At 40.6% G+C, this 19,835-nt stretch carries 20 protein-coding genes and 1 tRNA gene; 16 read left to right on the forward strand and 5 right to left on the reverse strand.

Annotated elements, in window-relative coordinates:
- Position 1 precedes the first annotated feature (1 nt).
- The 5 genes from TOL9009_RS48060 to TOL9009_RS0132180 all read left to right on the forward strand — a co-directional run bounded on the left by TOL9009_RS48060 (position 2) and on the right by TOL9009_RS0132180 (position 4,556).
- Positions 2–160 (forward strand): hypothetical protein, encoded by a 159-nt coding sequence (locus tag TOL9009_RS48060; protein ID WP_186227741.1) that lies wholly within the window; start codon positions 2–4, stop codon positions 158–160.
- A gap of 93 nt (positions 161–253) precedes the next feature.
- Positions 254–706, forward strand: coding sequence for a photosystem II protein PsbQ (gene psbQ / locus TOL9009_RS0132165; protein WP_029637499.1), 453 nt, complete (start codon positions 254–256; stop codon positions 704–706).
- A 259-nt stretch (positions 707–965) separates the two neighbouring features.
- Positions 966–2,057: an NAD(P)/FAD-dependent oxidoreductase gene (locus TOL9009_RS0132170; protein WP_029637500.1), complete on the forward strand. Its 1,092-nt coding sequence runs from the start codon at positions 966–968 to the stop codon at positions 2,055–2,057.
- Between the two features lie 44 nt (positions 2,058–2,101).
- Positions 2,102–2,953, forward strand: coding sequence for an alpha/beta fold hydrolase (locus TOL9009_RS0132175; protein WP_029637501.1), 852 nt, complete (start codon positions 2,102–2,104; stop codon positions 2,951–2,953).
- Between the two features lie 364 nt (positions 2,954–3,317).
- Entirely contained in the window at positions 3,318–4,556 is a 1,239-nt protein-coding gene (locus TOL9009_RS0132180; RefSeq protein ID WP_029637502.1) for an MFS transporter, read from the forward strand.
- Positions 4,557–4,603: 47 nt separating this feature from the next.
- On the opposite strand, the gene TOL9009_RS0132185 is transcribed toward TOL9009_RS0132180, so the two are convergent.
- Positions 4,604–4,677 (reverse strand) — tRNA-Arg (locus TOL9009_RS0132185).
- A 33-nt stretch (positions 4,678–4,710) separates the two neighbouring features.
- On the opposite strand from TOL9009_RS0132185, the gene moaC reads away from it, so the two are divergent.
- The 4 genes from moaC (at position 4,711) to TOL9009_RS0132205 (ending at position 6,628) form a co-directional block, all read left to right on the forward strand.
- The gene (gene moaC / locus TOL9009_RS0132190; RefSeq protein ID WP_029637503.1) at positions 4,711–5,217 is read left to right on the forward strand and encodes a cyclic pyranopterin monophosphate synthase MoaC; all 507 of its coding nucleotides are present in this window, start codon (positions 4,711–4,713) and stop codon (positions 5,215–5,217) included.
- 221 nt (positions 5,218–5,438) lie between these two features.
- Positions 5,439–5,696, forward strand: coding sequence for a 2TM domain-containing protein (locus TOL9009_RS0132195; RefSeq protein ID WP_029637504.1), 258 nt, complete (start codon positions 5,439–5,441; stop codon positions 5,694–5,696).
- Positions 5,697–5,811: 115 nt separating this feature from the next.
- A complete protein-coding gene (locus tag TOL9009_RS0132200) occupies positions 5,812–6,120 on the forward strand; it encodes a DUF3181 family protein (protein WP_029637505.1) in 309 nt (102 codons plus the stop codon).
- 298 nt (positions 6,121–6,418) lie between these two features.
- Entirely contained in the window at positions 6,419–6,628 is a 210-nt protein-coding gene (locus TOL9009_RS0132205; RefSeq protein ID WP_029637506.1) for a hypothetical protein, read from the forward strand.
- Positions 6,629–6,754: 126 nt separating this feature from the next.
- On the opposite strand, the gene TOL9009_RS0132210 is transcribed toward TOL9009_RS0132205, so the two are convergent.
- The 3 genes from TOL9009_RS0132210 to TOL9009_RS41200 form a co-directional block, all read right to left on the reverse strand.
- A complete protein-coding gene (locus tag TOL9009_RS0132210; RefSeq protein ID WP_029637507.1) occupies positions 6,755–7,213 on the reverse strand; it encodes an ABA4-like family protein in 459 nt (152 codons plus the stop codon).
- 64 nt (positions 7,214–7,277) lie between these two features.
- Positions 7,278–8,312 (reverse strand): cobalamin biosynthesis protein CobW, encoded by a 1,035-nt coding sequence (cobW, locus tag TOL9009_RS0132215; protein ID WP_029637508.1) that lies wholly within the window; start codon positions 8,310–8,312, stop codon positions 7,278–7,280.
- Positions 8,313–8,351: 39 nt separating this feature from the next.
- Positions 8,352–8,951, reverse strand: a complete 600-nt coding sequence (locus TOL9009_RS41200) for a TetR/AcrR family transcriptional regulator (protein WP_051503174.1) — start codon at positions 8,949–8,951, stop codon at positions 8,352–8,354.
- A 107-nt stretch (positions 8,952–9,058) separates the two neighbouring features.
- Between TOL9009_RS41200 and TOL9009_RS0132225 the strand changes: the two genes are divergently transcribed.
- On the forward strand, positions 9,059–9,739 hold the full coding sequence (locus TOL9009_RS0132225; protein WP_029637509.1) for an NADPH-dependent F420 reductase: 681 nt from the start codon (positions 9,059–9,061) through the stop codon (positions 9,737–9,739).
- 156 nt (positions 9,740–9,895) lie between these two features.
- On the opposite strand, the gene TOL9009_RS0132230 is transcribed toward TOL9009_RS0132225, so the two are convergent.
- The gene (locus TOL9009_RS0132230; RefSeq protein ID WP_029637510.1) at positions 9,896–10,612 is read right to left on the reverse strand and encodes a biliverdin-producing heme oxygenase; all 717 of its coding nucleotides are present in this window, start codon (positions 10,610–10,612) and stop codon (positions 9,896–9,898) included.
- Positions 10,613–11,604: 992 nt separating this feature from the next.
- Between TOL9009_RS0132230 and glmM the strand changes: the two genes are divergently transcribed.
- The 6 genes from glmM to TOL9009_RS41205 all read left to right on the forward strand — a co-directional run.
- Entirely contained in the window at positions 11,605–13,083 is a 1,479-nt protein-coding gene (glmM, locus tag TOL9009_RS0132235; protein WP_029637511.1) for a phosphoglucosamine mutase, read from the forward strand.
- A gap of 382 nt (positions 13,084–13,465) precedes the next feature.
- Positions 13,466–15,160, forward strand: coding sequence for a hormogonium polysaccharide biosynthesis protein HpsL (hpsL, locus tag TOL9009_RS0132240; protein WP_029637512.1), 1,695 nt, complete (start codon positions 13,466–13,468; stop codon positions 15,158–15,160).
- A 408-nt stretch (positions 15,161–15,568) separates the two neighbouring features.
- On the forward strand, positions 15,569–16,729 hold the full coding sequence (locus TOL9009_RS0132245; RefSeq protein WP_029637513.1) for a glycosyltransferase family 4 protein: 1,161 nt from the start codon (positions 15,569–15,571) through the stop codon (positions 16,727–16,729).
- Positions 16,730–16,810: 81 nt separating this feature from the next.
- Positions 16,811–17,800, forward strand: a complete 990-nt coding sequence (gene hpsN / locus TOL9009_RS0132250; protein ID WP_029637514.1) for a hormogonium polysaccharide biosynthesis glycosyltransferase HpsN — start codon at positions 16,811–16,813, stop codon at positions 17,798–17,800.
- Between the two features lie 102 nt (positions 17,801–17,902).
- Entirely contained in the window at positions 17,903–19,087 is a 1,185-nt protein-coding gene (gene hpsO / locus TOL9009_RS0132255; RefSeq protein WP_029637515.1) for a hormogonium polysaccharide biosynthesis glycosyltransferase HpsO, read from the forward strand.
- Positions 19,088–19,231: 144 nt separating this feature from the next.
- Positions 19,232–19,835 (forward strand): glycosyltransferase (locus TOL9009_RS41205; RefSeq protein WP_144238478.1); only part of this gene is annotated, 604 nt, incomplete at its 3' end.

Below are 19,835 nucleotides of genomic sequence, written 5' to 3' on the forward strand. Positions count from 1 at the left end.
ATTGAAATTCAAAACTGAAAATTTACGCATTATAAATCCATCTTGGCAAGTATTTGGCGATGTTGGGGCAATGGGGGGACAGGGAGATGGGGGGACAAGGAGACAAGGAGACAGGGAGATGGGGAGATGGGGAGATGGGGGGACAGGGAGAAATTTTTGACTATTGACTATTGACTCTTGACTATTGACTAACGGGAAATTGCCTTAGCGATCTAAAATGACACTGTTCATAAGCACACAAGAAGTTGAGTATATGGCGCGTCAACACTCGATATTGTCATTGATTCTGGTAATTCTGGCAACATTCCTGATTAGTTGTGGTGGTCCGACTGTCGCTACAGCACCTCCAACCTATACTACGTCTCAGTTAGAGAAAATTCAGGAATATCTTCCTGAAGTTCTTTCTGTACGCGATCGCTCACAAGAATTGCAAAAGCTGATTGAAACAAATGACTGGATCGATGTGGGGAATTTTATCCACGGTCCGATGACTTCCTTAAAGCAGAACATGAGTTATATTACTTCCAACCTGCTATCTAAAGACCAACCTCAAGCACGTAAGATAACGCGAGATTTACTTAACCACCTGGTAAAAATAAATCAAGCTGCAGCTAATCGCAATTCTCAACTAGCTTTAAGCAACAAGCAAGCTGCTTTTGCTGACATTGACAATTTCCTACAATTGTTACCGCAAACCAGCAACTAGGCTTTTTTAAGAGGAGAAAAGGGCAAAGGGGAAAGGGCAAAGGGAAAAAATTATTACCAATAGACATCTGGTAAAAAACAATGTAGAGACGCGAAATTTCGCGTCTCTACAAGGGTTGTGGACAACCCATAGTTAATTTTCACTTTTATGTCTAATGCCCAATGCCCAATGCCCAATGCCCAATGCCCAATGCCCAATGCCCAATGCCCAATGCCCAATGCCCAATGCCCAATGCCCAATGCCCAATGCCCAAAAAGCAATGAATCATGTAGTCATTATCGGTTGTGGTATTGTTGGGGCGGCGATCGCCTATGAACTCAGTCAAGTTAAAGACCTCAAAATCACTGTCATCGACAAACAACCACCCGCGCAAGCCTCTACAGGTGCGGCATTAGGCGTTTTGATGGGTGCCATTAGCCACAAAATTAAGGGTAATGCGTGGCGAATGCGATCTTCTAGTCTTCAACGTTATGAAACTTTAATTCCGGAACTAGAAGCGATCGCAAATCGCAAAATCCTTTTTAATCGTCAAGGAATTCTTAAGCTTTGTTTGCAAGAAGATAATTTAGCAGATTGGCAAAAGCTTGCGGAAATTCGCTCTTCTCAAAACTGGAAGCTGGAAGTTTGGGACGTAGCGAAATTAAGGTCAATGTGTCCCCAAGTAAGTAATGATAATATTACTGGTGCTATTTATTCTCCCCAAGACCGCCAACTTGACCCAACAGCTTTAACTTTAGCTTTGGTTGATGCATCTCAACGCAACGGCGTTACTTTTAAATTTGGTGTTACTGTCAACGGAAGCCCAATTTCCGCGAATTCATGCAATGAACTTGAGACGACAGAGGGTAAAATTACTGCTGATTGGTTTGTAATCGCTGCTGGATTGGGTTCATCACTTTTGACGGCACAATTAAGCCAGATGATTGATATTCGCCCTGTTTTGGGGCAAGCTTTGCAAGTAAGCTTAGGACATCCTTTAGGAAATTCAGACTTTCAACCGGTGATTACAGGTGATGATATTCACATAGTAAGAGTAGGTAACGGCGATTATTGGATTGGTGCAACAGTGGAGTTTCCCAATGATAGCGATGAAATACCACCTGATGAAGAACTGTTGAAGCAAGCTTTAACTCAAGCGATCGCCTTTTGTCCAGAATTAGCATCAGCCACAATTAATCGTACCTGGTCGGGATTGCGTCCTCGTCCCGAAAAGCGACCCGCACCAATTATAGGCAAACTACCAGGCTTTAATAACATTCTCCTTGCCACCGGACATTATCGCAACGGCGTTTTATTAGCACCCGCAACAGCATACGCAATTCGTGAGATGATTATTTCCAACGATTCCTAATTTTAATAAAAACTATTTTGCGCCTTTGCGTAAGAATTTTCTTCATGTCAATACAAGAACATAAAATAACCGTAAATTCCTTAGAATGGTTTTATCGCGAAGTTGAACCGATTGGTCAAACTGACTTATTGCCTGTATTATTACTACACGGCATAGTTTCGCAAAGTTACAGTTGGCGTAATATTTTACCAGCTTTAGGGAAACAGGGTACAAGAGCGATCGCCCCAGATTGGATTGGTTATGGTTTTTCATCCAAACCAGAAAAAAGAGACTTTGCTTACACCCCAGATGCATTTATTACAGCTTTATCAGGATTTATCCAAGCGTTAGAACTAGAACGTTTTTCTTTAGTTGTCCAAGGATTTTTAGGTTCTGTAGGCTTACAATACGCTTTGCGACATCCAGAACAAATTGCCAACATAGCTATCATTAACACACCAATTACTAGTGCGGCAAAATTACCTTGGAAAATTCAACAATTGGGTTTACCTTTAGCAGGTGAAATGATGACCCAAGACCCTTTATTAGTTGATAGAACTTTAGAAGGTGGTTCTCGTTATGTGATCGAAGAGAAAGATTTAGATATTTATCGAAAACCATATTTGAAAAGTTCCTCTGCTGGAAGAGGACTTTTATCAACTATCCGCAATTTACAACTTCAGCCAGCCATGACTGAAATAGAATCTGGCTTTAAAGAATGGCAACAGCCAATTTTAATTCAATGGGGAATGATTGACCCTTGGCTTTCTGTGGATATAGCACAAAATTTTGCCGATTCTGTATCTAATGCCGAATTAATAAAACTTCATAACGTCGGGCATTATCCTCAAGAACATTACCATGAAACGGTTTTAGAAGATTTATTACCTTTTTTACGGCGATCGGGAAAACCTTGATTATTTTCCACAGAAATCTCTAGTAGTCTGTCAAGATAAAAATGATGGTTGTAGAGACGTAGCACTGCTACGTCTCTGCGGGTTTGTGGATTTGTACATAACCATCAAAATAAAATTTACAGACTACTAGGGCTAGGGTTGTTTACTGCGTTCCTAATACATAGAATTATCTAGAATTAAAAGAGCTAATTCTCTGTTAAAAAACTTAATCGAATAACAGATTCGCTTTGTTATTCTGCATTTTAGCATTTTGATAGAGAGCGATCGCACTCTGGTCTCATCACGTTGCACCACTTCATAAAACGTTAGAATTGACCAACAGCACCGAAAGCTTAAAAAAATTCAACATTAATTTGCATCTACCGTGAAAGTATTTCGCACATTTGATGCCCGATTGCGGCAAAACCTGCTGATCTTATTTACAGCAGGTTTATTATTCTGGTCTAGTATGGGTTCGTTACTACCAACCCTACCACTTTATGTTGAGCATGTGGGCGCAACCAAGCAGCAAATTGGCATTGTTATGGGTAGTTTCGCCATCGGACTGTTGCTATCTCGTCCTTGGTTGGGAAAGACGGCGGATCGGCGAGGTCGTAAGATAGTCTTGCTGATTGGTACACTGGTCGCAGCGATCGCACCTTTTGGTTTTTTGGTAGTAAAATCGATTCCTTTATTAATGGTGCTACGTGCTTTTCACGGCATTAGTATTGCGGCTTTTACTACCGGCTACTTGGCACTGGTAGCAGACTTGTCAGATGAAACAAATCGCGGTGAAGTCATTGGTAACATGAGTTTAGTAACTCCAATCGGTTTGGCAATTGGACCAGCTATCGGCGGTTATTTACAAGCTGGGGTTGGTTACACGGCGTTATTTGTCTGTGCAGGGGCATTCGGTGGCTTGGCAGCGTTATGTTTGTTAGCAATAGTTAATCCACCAATTCAAACTAGTGAACCAGGTGAAAACAACGATAATCAATTATGGCGAATCTTGATTAGTCCCAGAGTCAGAATTCCCGCTGTAGTTATGTTGTTGATTGGTTTGGCTTTTGGTACTTTACATACCTTTGCGCCGTTGTTTATCAAATCAACAGGGGTGGATTTAAATGCAGGATTGTTTTACACCGCTGGAGCGATCGCTAGTTTTAGTGTACGCTTATTCGCGGGTAAAGCAAGCGATCGCTTGGGTCGTGGTTTATTTATTACCATCAGCTTAGTTATTTACACGGCAGCGATGTTACTGCTGTGGAAAGCAAATAGCGCCCAAACTTTTCTCTTTGCAGCAATTATTGAAGGTGCTGGTGCTGGGACTCTGATGCCGATGATGTCTACAATGATAGCTGATCGCGCCTTACCCCAAGAAAGAGGGCGAATATTTGCTGTATGTATTGCCGGATTAGATATGGGGATAGCGATCTCAGGTCCTGTTCTCGGTTCGATTGCCGAACAAGTAGGCTACCGCGATATGTTTGGTTATGCGGCAATGCTTGTTTTCTTGGCATTTCTGATTTTCATCACCATGTCTGGTAAAGACTTAGCTAATTCTTTTCGGTTTGCGATCGGTCGCATTCCAGATGTCTATGCCTTAAATCCGATTAAAAACTAAAAATGAGGGGCTTTGTTCCCTCATTCTTAATTTTGCGTTTTTCATAACGGGCGAGGAGGGATTCGAACCCCCGACACCGTGGTCCGTAGCCACGTGCTCTAGTCCACTGAGCTACACACCCTAACAATAATTAACCATAGCACACCCGAACCAAATGACGCAAGATAAATTTTTAGATAATTCTGGCAACCTAACTCATCTAGATCCTGAGGGACGCTCCCAGATGGTAGATGTATCTGACAAAGCAGCCACAATCCGTCAAGCCGTAGCTACAGCCAACGTGAGGATGTTAAGCGAAACCTTCGCTGCGATTGAAGCCGGAAATGCTCCCAAAGGAGATGTATTGGCAACTGCGAGGTTAGCGGGCATTATGGCAGCGAAACAGACATCTAATTTGATTCCTTTGTGTCATCCTTTGCCACTGCAAAAAATTGAAGTGCAGATAGTACCCGATCCGCAACTACCCGGTTATCAAATTTATGCCACAGTTAAAACCAAAGCGGAAACAGGGGTAGAAATGGAAGCTTTAACTGCCGTTTCCGTTGCGGCTCTAACGTTATATGATATGGCGAAAGCTTTAGAAAAGTCGATTCAAATTGAATCAATTCGGCTGGTGAGTAAGATGGGTGGCAAATCAGGAGATTATTTTCTGCAAAAATAATTGATTGAGGTGATTAGACATCGACCGAATTTAAATATGCGTTATCCAGAACCCTTGATTAGACGTAGCAGTGCTACGTCTCTACATTCTTTTTCATTTCATAGCCGTTAACTGAGCTTTTCTATGCTTTTATTATATTTGTTGGGTGGACAGCAATAACACCCAGAATAATTCTAAAATTAATCAGAAAGCAATTTTATTAAAATCTGTAACAAACAATTATGCCTCCTCGTTGGCCTCGTCAACCCGATCGCAATGACCCAGATTACCGTAAATTAGATGACAGAATGAACTTTGCCATCCATGTGGCGATCGCTGCCTGTATCAATTCTGGTTTGTGGTTTTTTCACAACTTCAAAGCAGCGACTTGGGAGTGGCTGCCTTGGTTAACAGCAGGTTGGGCAGTAGTATTATTGGCGCATCTAATTTATATTAGTGCGATCGCCGATTACTCACAAACACCACCAAAGTCCACCTAAAGACAGAATCAACAGCTAGGGCGATTGTATCTTGTGGCAGTAGAAATAAGCCGGATAATTGAGCAATAATAATAATTAGCTTGAGATTTCGCGATTCTTATGTGGGGTCATTTGTATGGCTAAAACTAATACTACAGAAATACTAGAAGCCCTAGCTTCTGAAATAGGCGAAAACATATATATAGATATTGCCAAGTGGCATCTTTTTCTATCAAATGCCAAACTGCACACCGTTGTTGCAGAAAAGATGTATCCTTTACTGACCTCTCATTCTGTGGATGAAAACCAAGTAATAAAAGTATTGGAATCCATCCCCATAAAAATTGGCGGTGGCAAACGTGAACTTCCTTTAATTGATTTATTGCCGCTGCAATGCCAAGTTAACCTTGTAGATATCTTGGAAAAATATCAGAGCGAATTTTGATTTGACGGCGAAATTAAATCATCTAAAATACTCTCGTGATTCGTAGTAAGCGGTTTACCGCTCGTCTCTGAGGATTTTAACGGCTAATCAGGTTACTACGTAAGGAACGTTCATTTATGCCCATCTACTTAGTAATAAAACTTTGGATTGTGAATTAGGCTTGTAGTTTGCGTTGGTTGCCACTACAAAGCAATCCCGAACAAAAGGGAGTTTAAACAATTCAAAGAAGCGCAGATGCGTGCAAGTTGAATAATAAACTTGCAGTAAATTGTCAATTCAATTTCAGGAGGCTAATTTAATGCTTTTACAAGTCAAAGATACAGGAAGTTTGGTAGAAGTTCTCAAAATTGAGGAATTAATAGACCCGAACAATGATATTATTCACGGACAAAAACAACAAGGTGAAGAAGAACAAGACCCTGAACCTATTAAAAAAGAAAACTTAGTTTTTCCCTCAGGTGAAAGTATCCCACGTTGTTGGGTTGATGCCGATTATCAAAAAGCATAAGCTTTGTCAGTGATAAGAGCAACTTTGTGTATTGCAATTGCTTTTATCGCACTTTCTTAGATCCCCGACTTCTTTAAGAAGTCGGGGATCTGGGCGTAAGTACCATTCCACCCTACAAGAACTAAATTAAATGGCTTTTTCTGCGATCGCCGCTTCATCAGAACTCACAGAAAATCTCTTTGCAATCCAATAAGTAAAGATGTGAGAAAGTAATCCTAAAGGACCAGCAAACAAACACAGCGCTAAAGAATGAATTGTCCAAATACCTGTTTTCTGTCCTTCCCAATATATCCAGCGACCGACAAATAAATCCATCACCAGAAAATGAATCCAACCTGTTGCAGCGGCTTTTTCATCTGCAAAAAATCGGGCAATATCTGCTAATTGAGGATTCGATAACGCTTGGGCATTCTCTGGTGTAATGCTGCTAATAAATAAATACAAATATACTCCGGCTAACGCTACAAAGGGTAAATATGATTCCATTACCCGTTGCGTTACTTTCCAATTTGGCAATAGAATCATCAATGTCCAAAAAGGCAAAACGAAAATATTTGCACCGTTGAATAGTTGAGAGATTGTCATAGTAAGTGGGGGTAGTGGGGGAGAATAACTTCTAAATCCTGTAGAGACGCGAAATTTCGCGTCTCTACAACGCTACGAGTTGCGATTCTATTTCTGAGGATTTCAAGTCACGACCGATGAAAACTAAGCGGGTTTGTCTTGGTTCTTCAGGTTCCCACAAGCGATCGTAAAATTGATCAAATCGGGTTCCGACACCTTGCATGACTAAGCGCATGGCTTTGTTAGGGACTGCGACAAAGCCTTTAATTCGGTATATCTCTTGCTGTTGTGCGATCGCTTGCAACTGCTGTTGTAATTTTTCTGGATCAAAAGCGCGGTCTAAAATTACGTGAGTTGAGATAATTTCTTCGTCGTGTTCGTGTTCTTCTTCGCTATCGTGATGACTGGGACGACTATCTAAATTGTCTTCAACGGCAGCGTGCAATCCTAATAATATAGATGGATCGAGTTGAGCGCAATCGCTTTCCACAATCTTGACTACTCTCGGTAATTCTCGTTTAATAAACTCTTCAACTTGCGCTTTTGTCTCATCATCCACCAAATCGGTTTTATTTAACACCACTAAATCAGCACAAGCAAGTTGATCTTCAAACAGTTCTTGCAAGGGTGTTTCATGTTCTAAACTATCATCTGCTTGGCGTTGTGCTGCCACTGCTTCTGGGTTGCTGGCAAATGTGCCTGCTGCTACCGCTGCACAATCTACTACCGTAATTACCGCATCAACTGTGGCAGCGTTGCGGATTTCTTGCCAGCGAAAAGCCTTGATTAACGGCTTTGGTAAAGCTAAACCAGAAGTTTCAATCAAAATACAATCGATGCGATCGCGACGCTTAATTAACTCCAGCATCGTCGGGAAAAATTCTTCCTGTACAGTGCAACATAAACAGCCGTTGGTTAATTCAAAAATATTACTGTCACCGTCTTCTGGGCAAATTTCACAGGATTTCAACAATTCACCATCAATCCCCAGTTCCCCAAATTCGTTAACTAAAACAGCGATGCGTCTACCTTGGTTGTTTTGTAGTAAATGGCGAATTAGGCTAGTTTTTCCACTGCCTAAGAAGCCTGTAATCACGGTAACGGGGATTTTTGCAGCCATATTTTTACTTTATTTTCTCAGCACAGTAAATATTAAGATTTATCCAGGTAAGTAGGCATCAATTAGCGTACCTGCCGCTTTTTCTAAAGATACTTCCGCAACTGTACCAAATAACCGCCGTTGTGCGAACGCGCCATCAAGCAGCAAAAGTAAGTTCGCACCAAGTTCCCGTGGATTGCTTGCACCAGCTTCTTGAGCTAATTCAATCAGCCTTGATCGTACCGCTTCTTTATGCTTGATAGAAACTTGATGTCCCGGATAATCTAATTCGGCAAATTCTGATGTTGTGATTAAAAACGGACAACCCAAACAATCTGGTTTTGCCAATAGTTCATCTAACCATTTAAAAACTGCCAATAATTTTTCACCAGGCTGATTGGGATGCTTGGCAATTTCAGCTTCCATCAATTTCCAAAAGCGTTGATTGCGGCGCTCTAAATATGCTACCACCAAATCATCCTTAGACGGAAAATATCGATATAGCGTTGTTTTCGCCACCCCAGACTTGGCGATAATGGTATCCACCCCAGTTGCCCGAATTCCCTGCCGATAAAAAAGTTCATCGGCAATATCCAAAATATGTTCTCTTAATGTCGGCTTTGGTTCATCTGGTTTAGCCTTGACACGAGTCTTTGGCATTGAATTTTCCAATTTTATATCTCTATTGACATGATACAGACCTGTATGTTATCTCTCAATTAAATAAACAAAAACAGACCTGTCTGTTTTATAAAGGAAAACAAGTCATGAAAATAGGAATCATCGGTAGTGGCAATATGGGACGGTCTTTAGGTATTCTTTGGGCAGAACAGGGACATCAAGTATATTTTGGTTCCCGCGATGCCGAAAAAGGAAAAACAGTGGCTGAATTTGCACTCCTGGGAACGCAAGGTGGTACAAATGATGAAGCGGCTGCATTTGCTGATGTCATTTTGTGGACAGCACGCGGTATCCTACCTTATGAATTGCTATCTAACGCTGAAGTTCTCAACGGTAAAATTATCATTGATTGCAATAATCAAGATATCCCCTCTGAATTTGCTTATCCGGCAATTGAGGAATCGCTAGCAGAGAAGCTTGCTAAAGAAGTTCCAAATGCTCGCGTGGTGAAAGCATTTAACACGATGGCACAGGAGGTGTTTGAATTAGCACCTGAACCACTTAAGGATTATCAAGTTTCGGTTTTTGTTGCTGGGGATGACGAACAAGCGAGAAAAACAGTAATGCAACTGGCTCTTGAGATTGGATTTGTACCAATAGATTGCGGTGTTTTACGTAATGCTCGATTAGTGGAAGGCTTAGGTGATTTCATCCGCTTGATCATGATTGGTCAGCAACAAGGCTCTTATGCAACTATTTCTGTGAGCGTCCTACCTACTCCACAAGAACAACGCTTAGGTGGACGGCAAAATTCGGCTTTGAAGTGAATTTAATTTGCCTTGCAGAATTTGGATATCTGTAAAAAAGGCATCTTAACAACTAACTAATACTGTAGGGGCAACTTCTTTGCGATCGCCTTATTCAATTAAGACAATCTCAAAGATGTCGCCCCTAAAATTTACAAAAGTGTTAGATAATCGTTTTTACTCAGCAGTAACCAATTCAGTACTACCGGGAGTGCGACGCCGTGTCAAACTATTAAACAGCATCAAACCGATCGCTTTAATCAAATTGCCTTCCAACTCTTGGAACATCTTCATATTCAGCCCAAAAGCTGCGTTTGCTTCATTAACAATGCGATCTGCCGTAGCATCATCAATCGGCAACTCATCTACAGAAGAACGATATTTTGCTTTAAAAGCCTTCTCGTCCGGAATGTCTGCAAACTCATAAAAAGCGGTACCTTGCCCATCATTCAGGTTCATCCCCGTTACCGCGATGTTTTTGAGAATTTGTCCTCCTGATAAATCCCCGATATAACGAGTATAAGAATGGGCAATTAACAATTCTGGTTCATTTGCGGATATTTCCCGGATGCGCTTTACATAAGCTTCACCCGCAGGCGATAATTGAATTTGCTCGCGCCAGTTAGAACCATAATAATAAGCCAAGTCTTTCTCTAGGCTATGCTTGCGGTTTAGCTGAGGAAAGTTAATTTTGGAAACAATCGGATGATTCCGATGCTTTTCTATCTCCTCTTCCATCGCTGAATAGATGAAGTAGAAGTTGCCCACTAGCTTCCGGTAGGAGTTTTTTTCTACCACTCCTTTTAAAAAACACTTGACAAAACCGACATTCTCTGCCATTGTGTGGGCTTTTTTAGTGCCTACACGCAATTTGGTTGCTAAATTGCTGCTCATCGTAAATATGGGTATGAAACCCCGTCCTTGTAGGACGGCTTTATATTTGCCCATTACCGCCTCGGAGTTGTTTAATTCGGTGTGCCATTGTGATGCACTTTCAATGGGACAATTACCATTTCAAATTTCACAACTCTGTACGCATAACGGTTTTGCTACCGAAGTAGCCTCCCTTGCGGGGTGATGTTAGCTTAGACCTGTTATAAGAGCTTGTTAGGCTTGCAACACTAAACCAGTGACCTTAGTTTTGTTTAATCACAAGCGACAGGGCAGGGGACTAGCTTCGCATTGCCCTCGGTGTCGTGACTCAAATAACGTTTACCTATTGCTAGGTGGTCGGGTCAGAATGGCTTGATGATTTCTCATACAAGCCCTATGCCTTTAGGCTAGGGTTCCTGACACTAAATTTCTCAACTTTAAAAGGTCAACTGCCAAAGTCTTGATTTACCGACGGCGAAAAAGCTACTAAAAACTTACATTAAAGCTAATTGATGAGAATTTTCATTAAAATTTCTTAAGTTGCAATATTTTGTATTATTTGAAACGGAAAATTCCCTAGTAAACAGAAGCTATTCACGGCATTATTTTAAGATTTGTTTCAATTGGCGTTGCATTTTGTCTGAATTATGAATAGGGCATGGTAGGAAGGGGAATTACATTTATATATGCCCACTAGACATCGATCGCTATGCTTATTATGCGTTACCCGAAATCCTTGTAGAGACGTAGCACTGCTACGTCTCTTGAAAAAAGGGTGATATATTTTGCGATCGCTACTTAAATACTAAGCAAAATCTTCATGAAATATTGATAATTACATATACTATTATCACATAAAATTCAGTATTATTGCGTAATAACAGGTGGTTCAAAATCAATTTCACTTCTCAGCTAACCAGTATATTGTCCTAATAAAAAGCTACTCTGTCAGAATTGTTGAATAAATTGTAAAGTGTTATTCTCCTGTGTGACTGTGTGGAGTGTTTAAACCAATGGTTTCATATATAACTCAAACTCAAAACGGCTTTCGTGGCGATTCTGCTTCTAGTTCTGAAACATCGACGAAAGGTATAGAAGACAGTTTTGCACATAATTTAATCGCACTACCAGCAAATCCCCTATTTGGTACAGATGGCATTCGTGGAAAAGTGGGAGAATTGCTGAGTGCGCCTTTAGCATTGCAAGTAGGCTTCTGGACAGGTATTATTTTACGTAACCATGCTACCAATTCAGGACCAGTGATTCTGGGGCAAGATTCGAGAAACTCCAGTGATATGCTGGCAATGGCTTTGAGTGCTGGCTTAACCGCAGCCGGTATAGAGGTTTGGTATTTAGGATTGTGCCCAACTCCTACGGTAGCTTATCTCGTCAGCGTCAGCGATGCCATTGGCGGAGTGATGATTTCTGCCAGTCACAACCCACCAGAAGACAACGGCATTAAAATTTTTGGGGCAACCGGTACCAAGTTACCGCAACTGTTACAGACAGCAATTGAAGCAGGGCTGCGGGGCAAGGCAATATTACCTGCTATTGTTAGTAATTGTGGACGGCATTACTCGCGCCCGGAGTTAGTAAAAAATTATGCTTTATCGTTGCAACAACCTTTAGAGAATGTTGTAAGTCTTCAGGGAATGAAGATTGTTTTAGATTTGGCTTGGGGTGCAGCAGTTAACTTGGCACCAGCAGTATTCAGAGAAATGGGGGCAGAAGTAATCTGCTTACATAACGAAGCGGATGGATCTCGCATTAACGTTAACTGTGGTTCGACTCACCTAGATATTCTCGCCCAAACTGTCAAAGAACAGAATGCTGACATCGGCTTTGCTTTTGATGGCGATGCCGATCGCGTCTTAGCAGTAGATAATATCGGCAGGCAAGTTAACGGCGATTACATCCTTTATTTGTGGGGACGCAGTTTGCAACAAAAGCAACAGCTGCCAGATAACTTAATAATTTCCACCGTCATGGCGAACTTAGGCTTCGAGAAAGCTTGGAAAGAAATTGGCGGTCAGCTAACTCGCACAGCAGTTGGGGATCAATACGTTCAAGCCGAAATGCTGAAAACAGGGGCAATGCTAGGCGGTGAACAATCCGGTCACATACTGTGCCGTCATTATGGTATCACGGGCGATGGTTTATTAACAGCTTTACATATAGCCGCTTTAGTGAAAGAATCCGGTGTTTCCCTCAAAGAACTGGTAGATCAAAGCTTTGAAACTTATCCACAATTATTGCAGAACGTGCGAGTTGTAGATCGCGATCGCCGATTGGGATGGAAGAATTGCCAACCCATCCAACAAGCGATCGCTCTCGCCGAAGTTGCAATGGGCGATTCCGGTAGAATATTAGTTCGCGCTTCTGGTACAGAACCGGTCATCAGAGTTATGGTAGAAGCTGCCAATGCTGAACTTGCTCATTACTGGACAAAAGAATTAGTCTCACAAGTCCAGCAACACCTAGGAGATTCTTGAAGAGGGGGAAAGGGGAAAGGGAATGAAAAAAGAATTCACAGCATGTTTTTAGGACTTACGCACTTGTTACGAAAAAACAAGACTTTGAGATTGCTTCCTTACGTCGCAATGACAGAAATTCGTAGTCCGTGCGTAAGTCCTGGTTTTAAACAACTTCTTCCATGAACCGCTTTCCCCCAATGAAGATAAACGATTTTGGATTGTTAGTTATTGTCTGTTATACCAATTCCCTATCAACCTGTATTTAATTTAGCCCGCGTAGGCGGGCTTTGTTCGTATAGCCCTACCCTAGAAGGGTAGGTATAAAAAATTAATGTTAATTTCAAACAACCACTAACTATCAACCATTTCCCAATACCTAATCTAAAATCTCAAATTGAGAATGCTAAAACTTAAGAAAAAATCCAAAAACTCAAAAAAAAAGCACTTAGTACCAGAAACACCTCCTCTTACCTTGCAAGAAAGGTTAGCCCAAAAACGCAAAGCAACCAAAGCACGTAAAGAATTCACTGGCTTACTTACCAAAACTGTTTCTATTGCCATTGTGGTCGGTATTCTGCTGGCTATAGTCGGCGGAATTAAAGCCGCAGTTCCTGGTGTAGTCGGAATCATTATCATCGCCTTTTGTTTCAAATACCCCCGACAAGCGCTTTTTGCCTTTCTCGTTTACGTACCTTTGGGTGGTACTATTACTTACTACGTCGGTAACAGTCCTATACTTCAATTAGCCAAAGACGCTTTCTACATTCCAGCGTTAATTTCAATTTGGCAACTTTCCAAAAAGCGGGGACTACCCCTGCTGATTCCCCAAGCCCTGAAAACGCCACTATTTATTTTATTAGGTTGCTGCACAATAACTTTACTATTTATCAATGGCGCTCAACAATTCAGCCCGCCTCCTGTGGGGTTACTGCAAGACGCACCCAAGGAAATACCTCTAGGCATGGGTATTTTGGGAATGAAAGTATTATTAGGCTACTTACCCCTGATTACTTGTTATTACTACATGATTCGTGACAAGCGGGATTTTCTCTTTTTGTCGCGCTTACAAGTTAGCCTGATACTTGTCTCCTGTATCTTGGGGTTTCTTCAGTATTTGTTACTACTAACAGGGATATGTGAAGGTACTAGAAATGCTGTCGGCGATGATTTATTTAAAGCCACACTTGAGGCTAGATGTTATATTGGCGGTTCTCTAGTTTATAGTCCCAGTCAAGGGATGATTCGCTTACCAGGAACCTTTGTTGCTCCTTGGCAGTGGGCATGGTTCCTTATTTCCAGCACCTTTTTTACTTTTGCTACTGGCTTTAGCGACCCCTCAATTCTTTGGCGAATTGTAGGTTTAGGTTCTTTAGTCACAGTGTTTCTTAATGCAGTTATTTCTGGACAAAGAATTGCCTTAGCTTTAGTCCCCACCTGCTTCGTACTTTTACTATTGCTTACTGGTCAACTTGGCAACCTCAAACGGTTTATCCCCTTAGGAATGGGACTTGCCCTGATTGTGACAATTGCCGTAGTCAGCAATCCCACAGTTGTGCAAGAAAGGACGGATAGCTTTGTCAGTCGCTGGAATGCGTCACCTCCTCAACAATTTATCGTCGATCAATTTGAAGAGAATTGGAAAAACTCAAAAGGACCCTTCGGAACTGGTTTAGGTCGAGCGACTAACTCTGCCCGTGCTTTAGGTCAAACAAAACTGGTTGAAACCTACTACCCGAAACTGCTTTATGAAATTGGTATTTTGGGAGTATTAGCATTTTTGAGTTTGGTAACAACTTTAACAGTCGTGTGCTACCGGACATACCGTTTGATAAAAAACCGTAATTACCGCAGTTACGCAGCCGCGATGTGGGTGTTTATATTGTTTATTAGTTACAACACCTACTACTACCCTCTAGATGTCGATCCTGTTGCTGTTTATTACTGGTTTGCAGCGGGAATTCTTTTGAAATTGCCAGTGTTAGATCGGCAAGATAAAGAAATAGAAGAAGGGATACAACAAAAAAGCAAAAAAGATTTTAGCAAAGAAGGACAAGGGAAAAAGGTAAGGGGTAAAGGGAAAGATTTTGAAACCTAATTAAAGGGTATAAAGGCATCATTATTAGACATAGGAGTGGAAAAGATGTAGAGACGCGACGGCAGGTGCTTCAACGCTCGTGACCTCCGCAACGCACTGCCTGAAATTTCGTGTCTCTACAGGTCTGTATTTATATCAAAATTTTTGTGAAATGCGATCGCACGCTGACCAACTCTATGAGAAACGACAGATTGGAGAAAGACTACCGTAGTCTTTCGGAGGGCAGCAGCTTCTAAATTAAGCTAAATTAAGGGTTGCAAAATTTTCTTCATAGCATCTACTATTTCCTCAGCTATCAAGATGAGAATCAATGAGGAAAATTAATGACATGAAGAAACAGAATTAAAATTTTGCTTCATTTAATTTCGTAGATAATTAACAATTAACCAAATCAAAAATGAGATAAAAATGGCAAATATTCTTATCGCCGGTCAAAAACACCTCAGTATTCCCAATATGCCTCGAAACTCTAAGCATACAATTATCCGTCCTAAACCTTTTCCTTCCGGAAGGTATCCTTTAGAAAAAATTTGGCGACCTTTACGAAGCTTTAGTTATTGCAAACCTACATGGAACAAATATCATGTTGTTCATGCTTTCAACAGCATCCAATATACAAATAAACCTTGGTTAGTTACCTTTGAAGATCATCTTTTTTTATATATCAATCCCCAGAATAAATTTGAAGCTGCAACTTATGATTTTTTAAACAATCGCTTAACATTAGAAAATTGCAAAAAACTTATAGCTATTTCTGATTATGCGAAAATGAGATTTATCAAACGAATGGAAGTCAGCAATATCCTAGATAAGATAGTTAATAAATTGGATGTAATACCTCCGCATTTCCCTGTCAAAGTTAGCCAGCATAAAACTTATAACTCCGAGAATAAAATACAGTTAACATTTGTCGGAAATCACTTTGCTAGAAAAGGTGGTATCGTTGCTTTAAGACTAGCAAAAAAAGCCGAAAAAATGGGTTTACCTATTACTATACATATCATATCTGAGTTGCGATATGGACTAGGAGTACCTACTGATTTTCCCGACAAAGATAAGTATGCAGAAGATTTAAAGTTACTTGATTTAAATAACGTTATTTTTCATAACAAGATTAGCAATGAGAAAGTTCTGGAGTTACTATCCGAAAGTCATTTTCAAATATTAGCGACATTACATGATACTTATGGTTATAGCATTCTAGAAGGATTTTCTGTAGCAACTCCTGCTATTACTACTAATATATGTGCATTGCCAGAATTTATTCGTCATCAAGAAAATGGATATTTACTGCACTTAGAAACTAACGAACTTAGACACTGGAAAGACTGGCAACATGGCGAAAAACTTAAAACCGAGGAATACTGGAATGTTCTTAATAGCACCTATGAAAATCTTGCAGATCAAGCATTACAGCTAATAATAGAATTTCTTGATAGACCGGATAAACGCGAGCATTATGAATTTCTAAGTGCAGAAGCATTAGCTCAAGCAGAAAATGTTCATAACTCCCAAAAACAAAATGAGTTATTTGACAATTTGTATGCAGAGTTAGCAGGGGAATACTAAACTAAAATTAGATATGGGGTAACTACACACAACAGCATTTAGTAGACATATTGAAAGTGTAATAAAATCAGATAAATCAACATGATTTCTTTTCCTTTAATTTCTGTAATTATACCGACCTACGGGCGTGAAGAACCGCTCCGTGATAGTCTTGTGGATGTCCTTAAACAAGATTACCCGAATTTTGAAGTTTTGGTTGTAGACCAAACCCTCAAACACGAACCAGAAACTCAAGCTTATTTAGAGGAACAGTTAGCAGCAAATAAAATTAAATGGTTCCGCTTGGATTGGGCAAGTTTACCTGGAGCGCGTAATTATGCTGTGCGGCGATCGCTAGGTGAGATAATTTTGTTTATTGATGATGATGTGCAGTTAAAAAATGGATTTTTAGCGGCACATGCTAAAAATTATCTCGAAAAGCCAGAAATCGGGGCTGTTGCCGGCAGGGTATTTGACAGAATGAAATTGGGTGATTCTGGGGGGAAGTTGGAGATTGAATATTTGCCTCCCGAAGCAATGGACCCAGGAATCGCTTGGTATTATATTGATTTGGTGCATACAGTTAAACCCCAGCAAGTGCTGACAGCAAGGGGTTGCAATATGTCTTTCCGTCGCGAGATTTTTACTAAGTACGGACTGAGGTTTGATGAGAGGTTTCGTGGTAGTGCAGTGCGTGAGGAATCTGACTTTTGTTTGCGCTTAAGGCAGACGGGATATAAGATTTGGTATGACCCAGAAGCTGATTTAGTGCATTTAGGGGAAGAAACTGGGGGTTGTCATGATATGAGTATGCGATCGCTCAAATATCAAATGACGTTTTACCATAACCATTTTTTATTAGGACTGAAAAACCTCACCGCTACCCAAGCTTTACGCTTATACGCTCGTTTATTTGATTGTCACGTCCTGGGACGTCCTCCTTGTCACAAAAGCGGTTCCCCGATTAAAATTGTCACCCGCGCTGTTTTCTACTTTTTGGGTTTTCTCAAAGCTGTGGGTACTGTGATTCAATCAGCTTGGGATGATGGTCAAATTTACAGTCGATTAGACCAAAAAGCTAGAATGATTTAACCGCAGATGAACGCAGATGGACGCGGATAAATATGGAAATCATCTGCGTTTATCTGCGTGTATCTGCGGTTGAAAACAAAAATTACTAATTAGCAAGGATCAATGAAAATTTTAGTTGCCAGTCACACTTATATTGTAGACCTTAACTGCGAGAAATTACGCACTTTATCTCAACTAGAACCGGGAATTGAGGTGACGGTTGTTGTTCCCAAATGTTGGAAACCCGGAGGTGTACAAAACAAGATTATTGAAACACAATACCGCGATGAAGGTGCATTTAAAATAGTTCCAATTTCTAACTTCAGTCAAAACCATCAAGGACTTCTCACCTTTGGCGCTGATTTAATAACTTTGTTGCGGCAGTTTCGTCCCCAAATTATCCAAGTAGAACAAGGTTCTCGCGGACTGTCTTATGCTCAAATGATTACTTTAAATAAGTTATTGGGATTAAAGGCAAAAAATATATTTTTTACCTGGTGGAATCTACCATACGAACTCAAATTTCCCGCAGCTTTATTAGAAAAATACAACCTTAATAATAGCCACGGTATCATTTCGGGAAATCAGGATGGGGCGCAAATTCTCAGACAACGGGGATATAAAGGCTCAATTAAAGTCATGCCTCAACTTGGTGTGGATGAAACTTTATTTGCTCCCAAGTCTCAACCAGAATTAGCGGTTAAATTGGGTATTCAGCCAGGGGAATTTGTAGTTGGTTTCGTGGGGCGTTTTGTTCCAGAAAAGGGCTTGCTGACGCTTATAGATGCTTTAGCTACTTTAAAAGGTAAATCTTGGAAATTACTTTTAATTGGGCGCGGTGAGTTGCAATCTGAATTAATGAGCAAAGCCGCTGAAAACAACTTTAAAGACAGAATTATCTTGGTAGAAAGTGTACCCCACGATGAGGTTTTTAAGTATATCAATTTAATGAGTACTTTGGTGTTGCCTTCAGAAACGAATTATAAATTTAAAACCTTAACTTCTGCTGGTTGGAAAGAACAATTTGGTCATGTGCTAATTGAAGCGATGGCTTGTCAAGTTCCGGTGATTGGTTCAAATTCCGGCGAAATTCCCCATGTAATTGGTGATGCTGGGTTAATCTTTCCGGAAGGGGATGCTAAAGCTTTGGCTGATTGCTTATTGCAATTAATGGATCAGCCAGAATTTGCCGAAAAGTTGGCAGAAATGGGTTATCAAAAAGCAATGGTTCAATATACAAATAAAGCTTTAGCAAAACAGCAATTAGAGTTTTATAAAGAATTGGTTAATAGTCCTAGTGTGCGTTAATGCTGAGAGTACGGCATCGTTTAAAATTGGTGCATTACGGCTATGCGCCTAACGCACCCTACAAATTTAATTTTAGAGGCAGGTAAACCCCCGTAGAGACGTTCCGCCGGAACGTCTCTACCTAACAATTAACAACTAATAAAAATGCGAATTCTACAAATTGTTCCTTCAATTTCTCTAATTTACGGTGGTCCTAGTCAAATGGTAATGGGATTATCTTCGGCATTGGCACGAAAAAATGTAAAAGTGACTATTCTCACTACAGATAGTAATGGCGATTCTGGTCAAAAACCTTTGGATGTTCCTTTAAATTGTCCGGTGAAACAAGATGGTTATGAAATAATTTACTTTCGTTGTTCTCCGTTTCGCCGCTATAAGTTTTCGCTGTTATTATTAAAGTGGTTAAATAATCACGCTCATGAATTTGACTTAGCACATATTCATGCTTTATTCTCTCCTATAAGTAGTGCGGCTGCGACTGTATGTCGGCAGAAAAATTTACCTTACATTTTGCGTCCTTTAGGTACTCTCGATCCGGCTGATTTATGTAAGAAAAAGCAATTAAAACAGCTTTACGCGACAATATTAGAACGGGCAAATTTGGCAGGTGCAGCAGCAATTCATTTTACTAGCGATCAGGAAGCAAAAATATCAGAACGATTTGGAGTTTCTACGCAGGATTTGGTGATTCCTTTGGGTGTTATTCCCCGAAAAGGAGAGGGGGAGAGGGGGGGATGGGGGGATGGGG

The sequence above is a fragment of the [Scytonema hofmanni] UTEX 2349 genome, from assembly GCF_000582685.1.
Taxonomy (GTDB): domain Bacteria; phylum Cyanobacteriota; class Cyanobacteriia; order Cyanobacteriales; family Nostocaceae; genus Hassallia; species Hassallia hofmanni.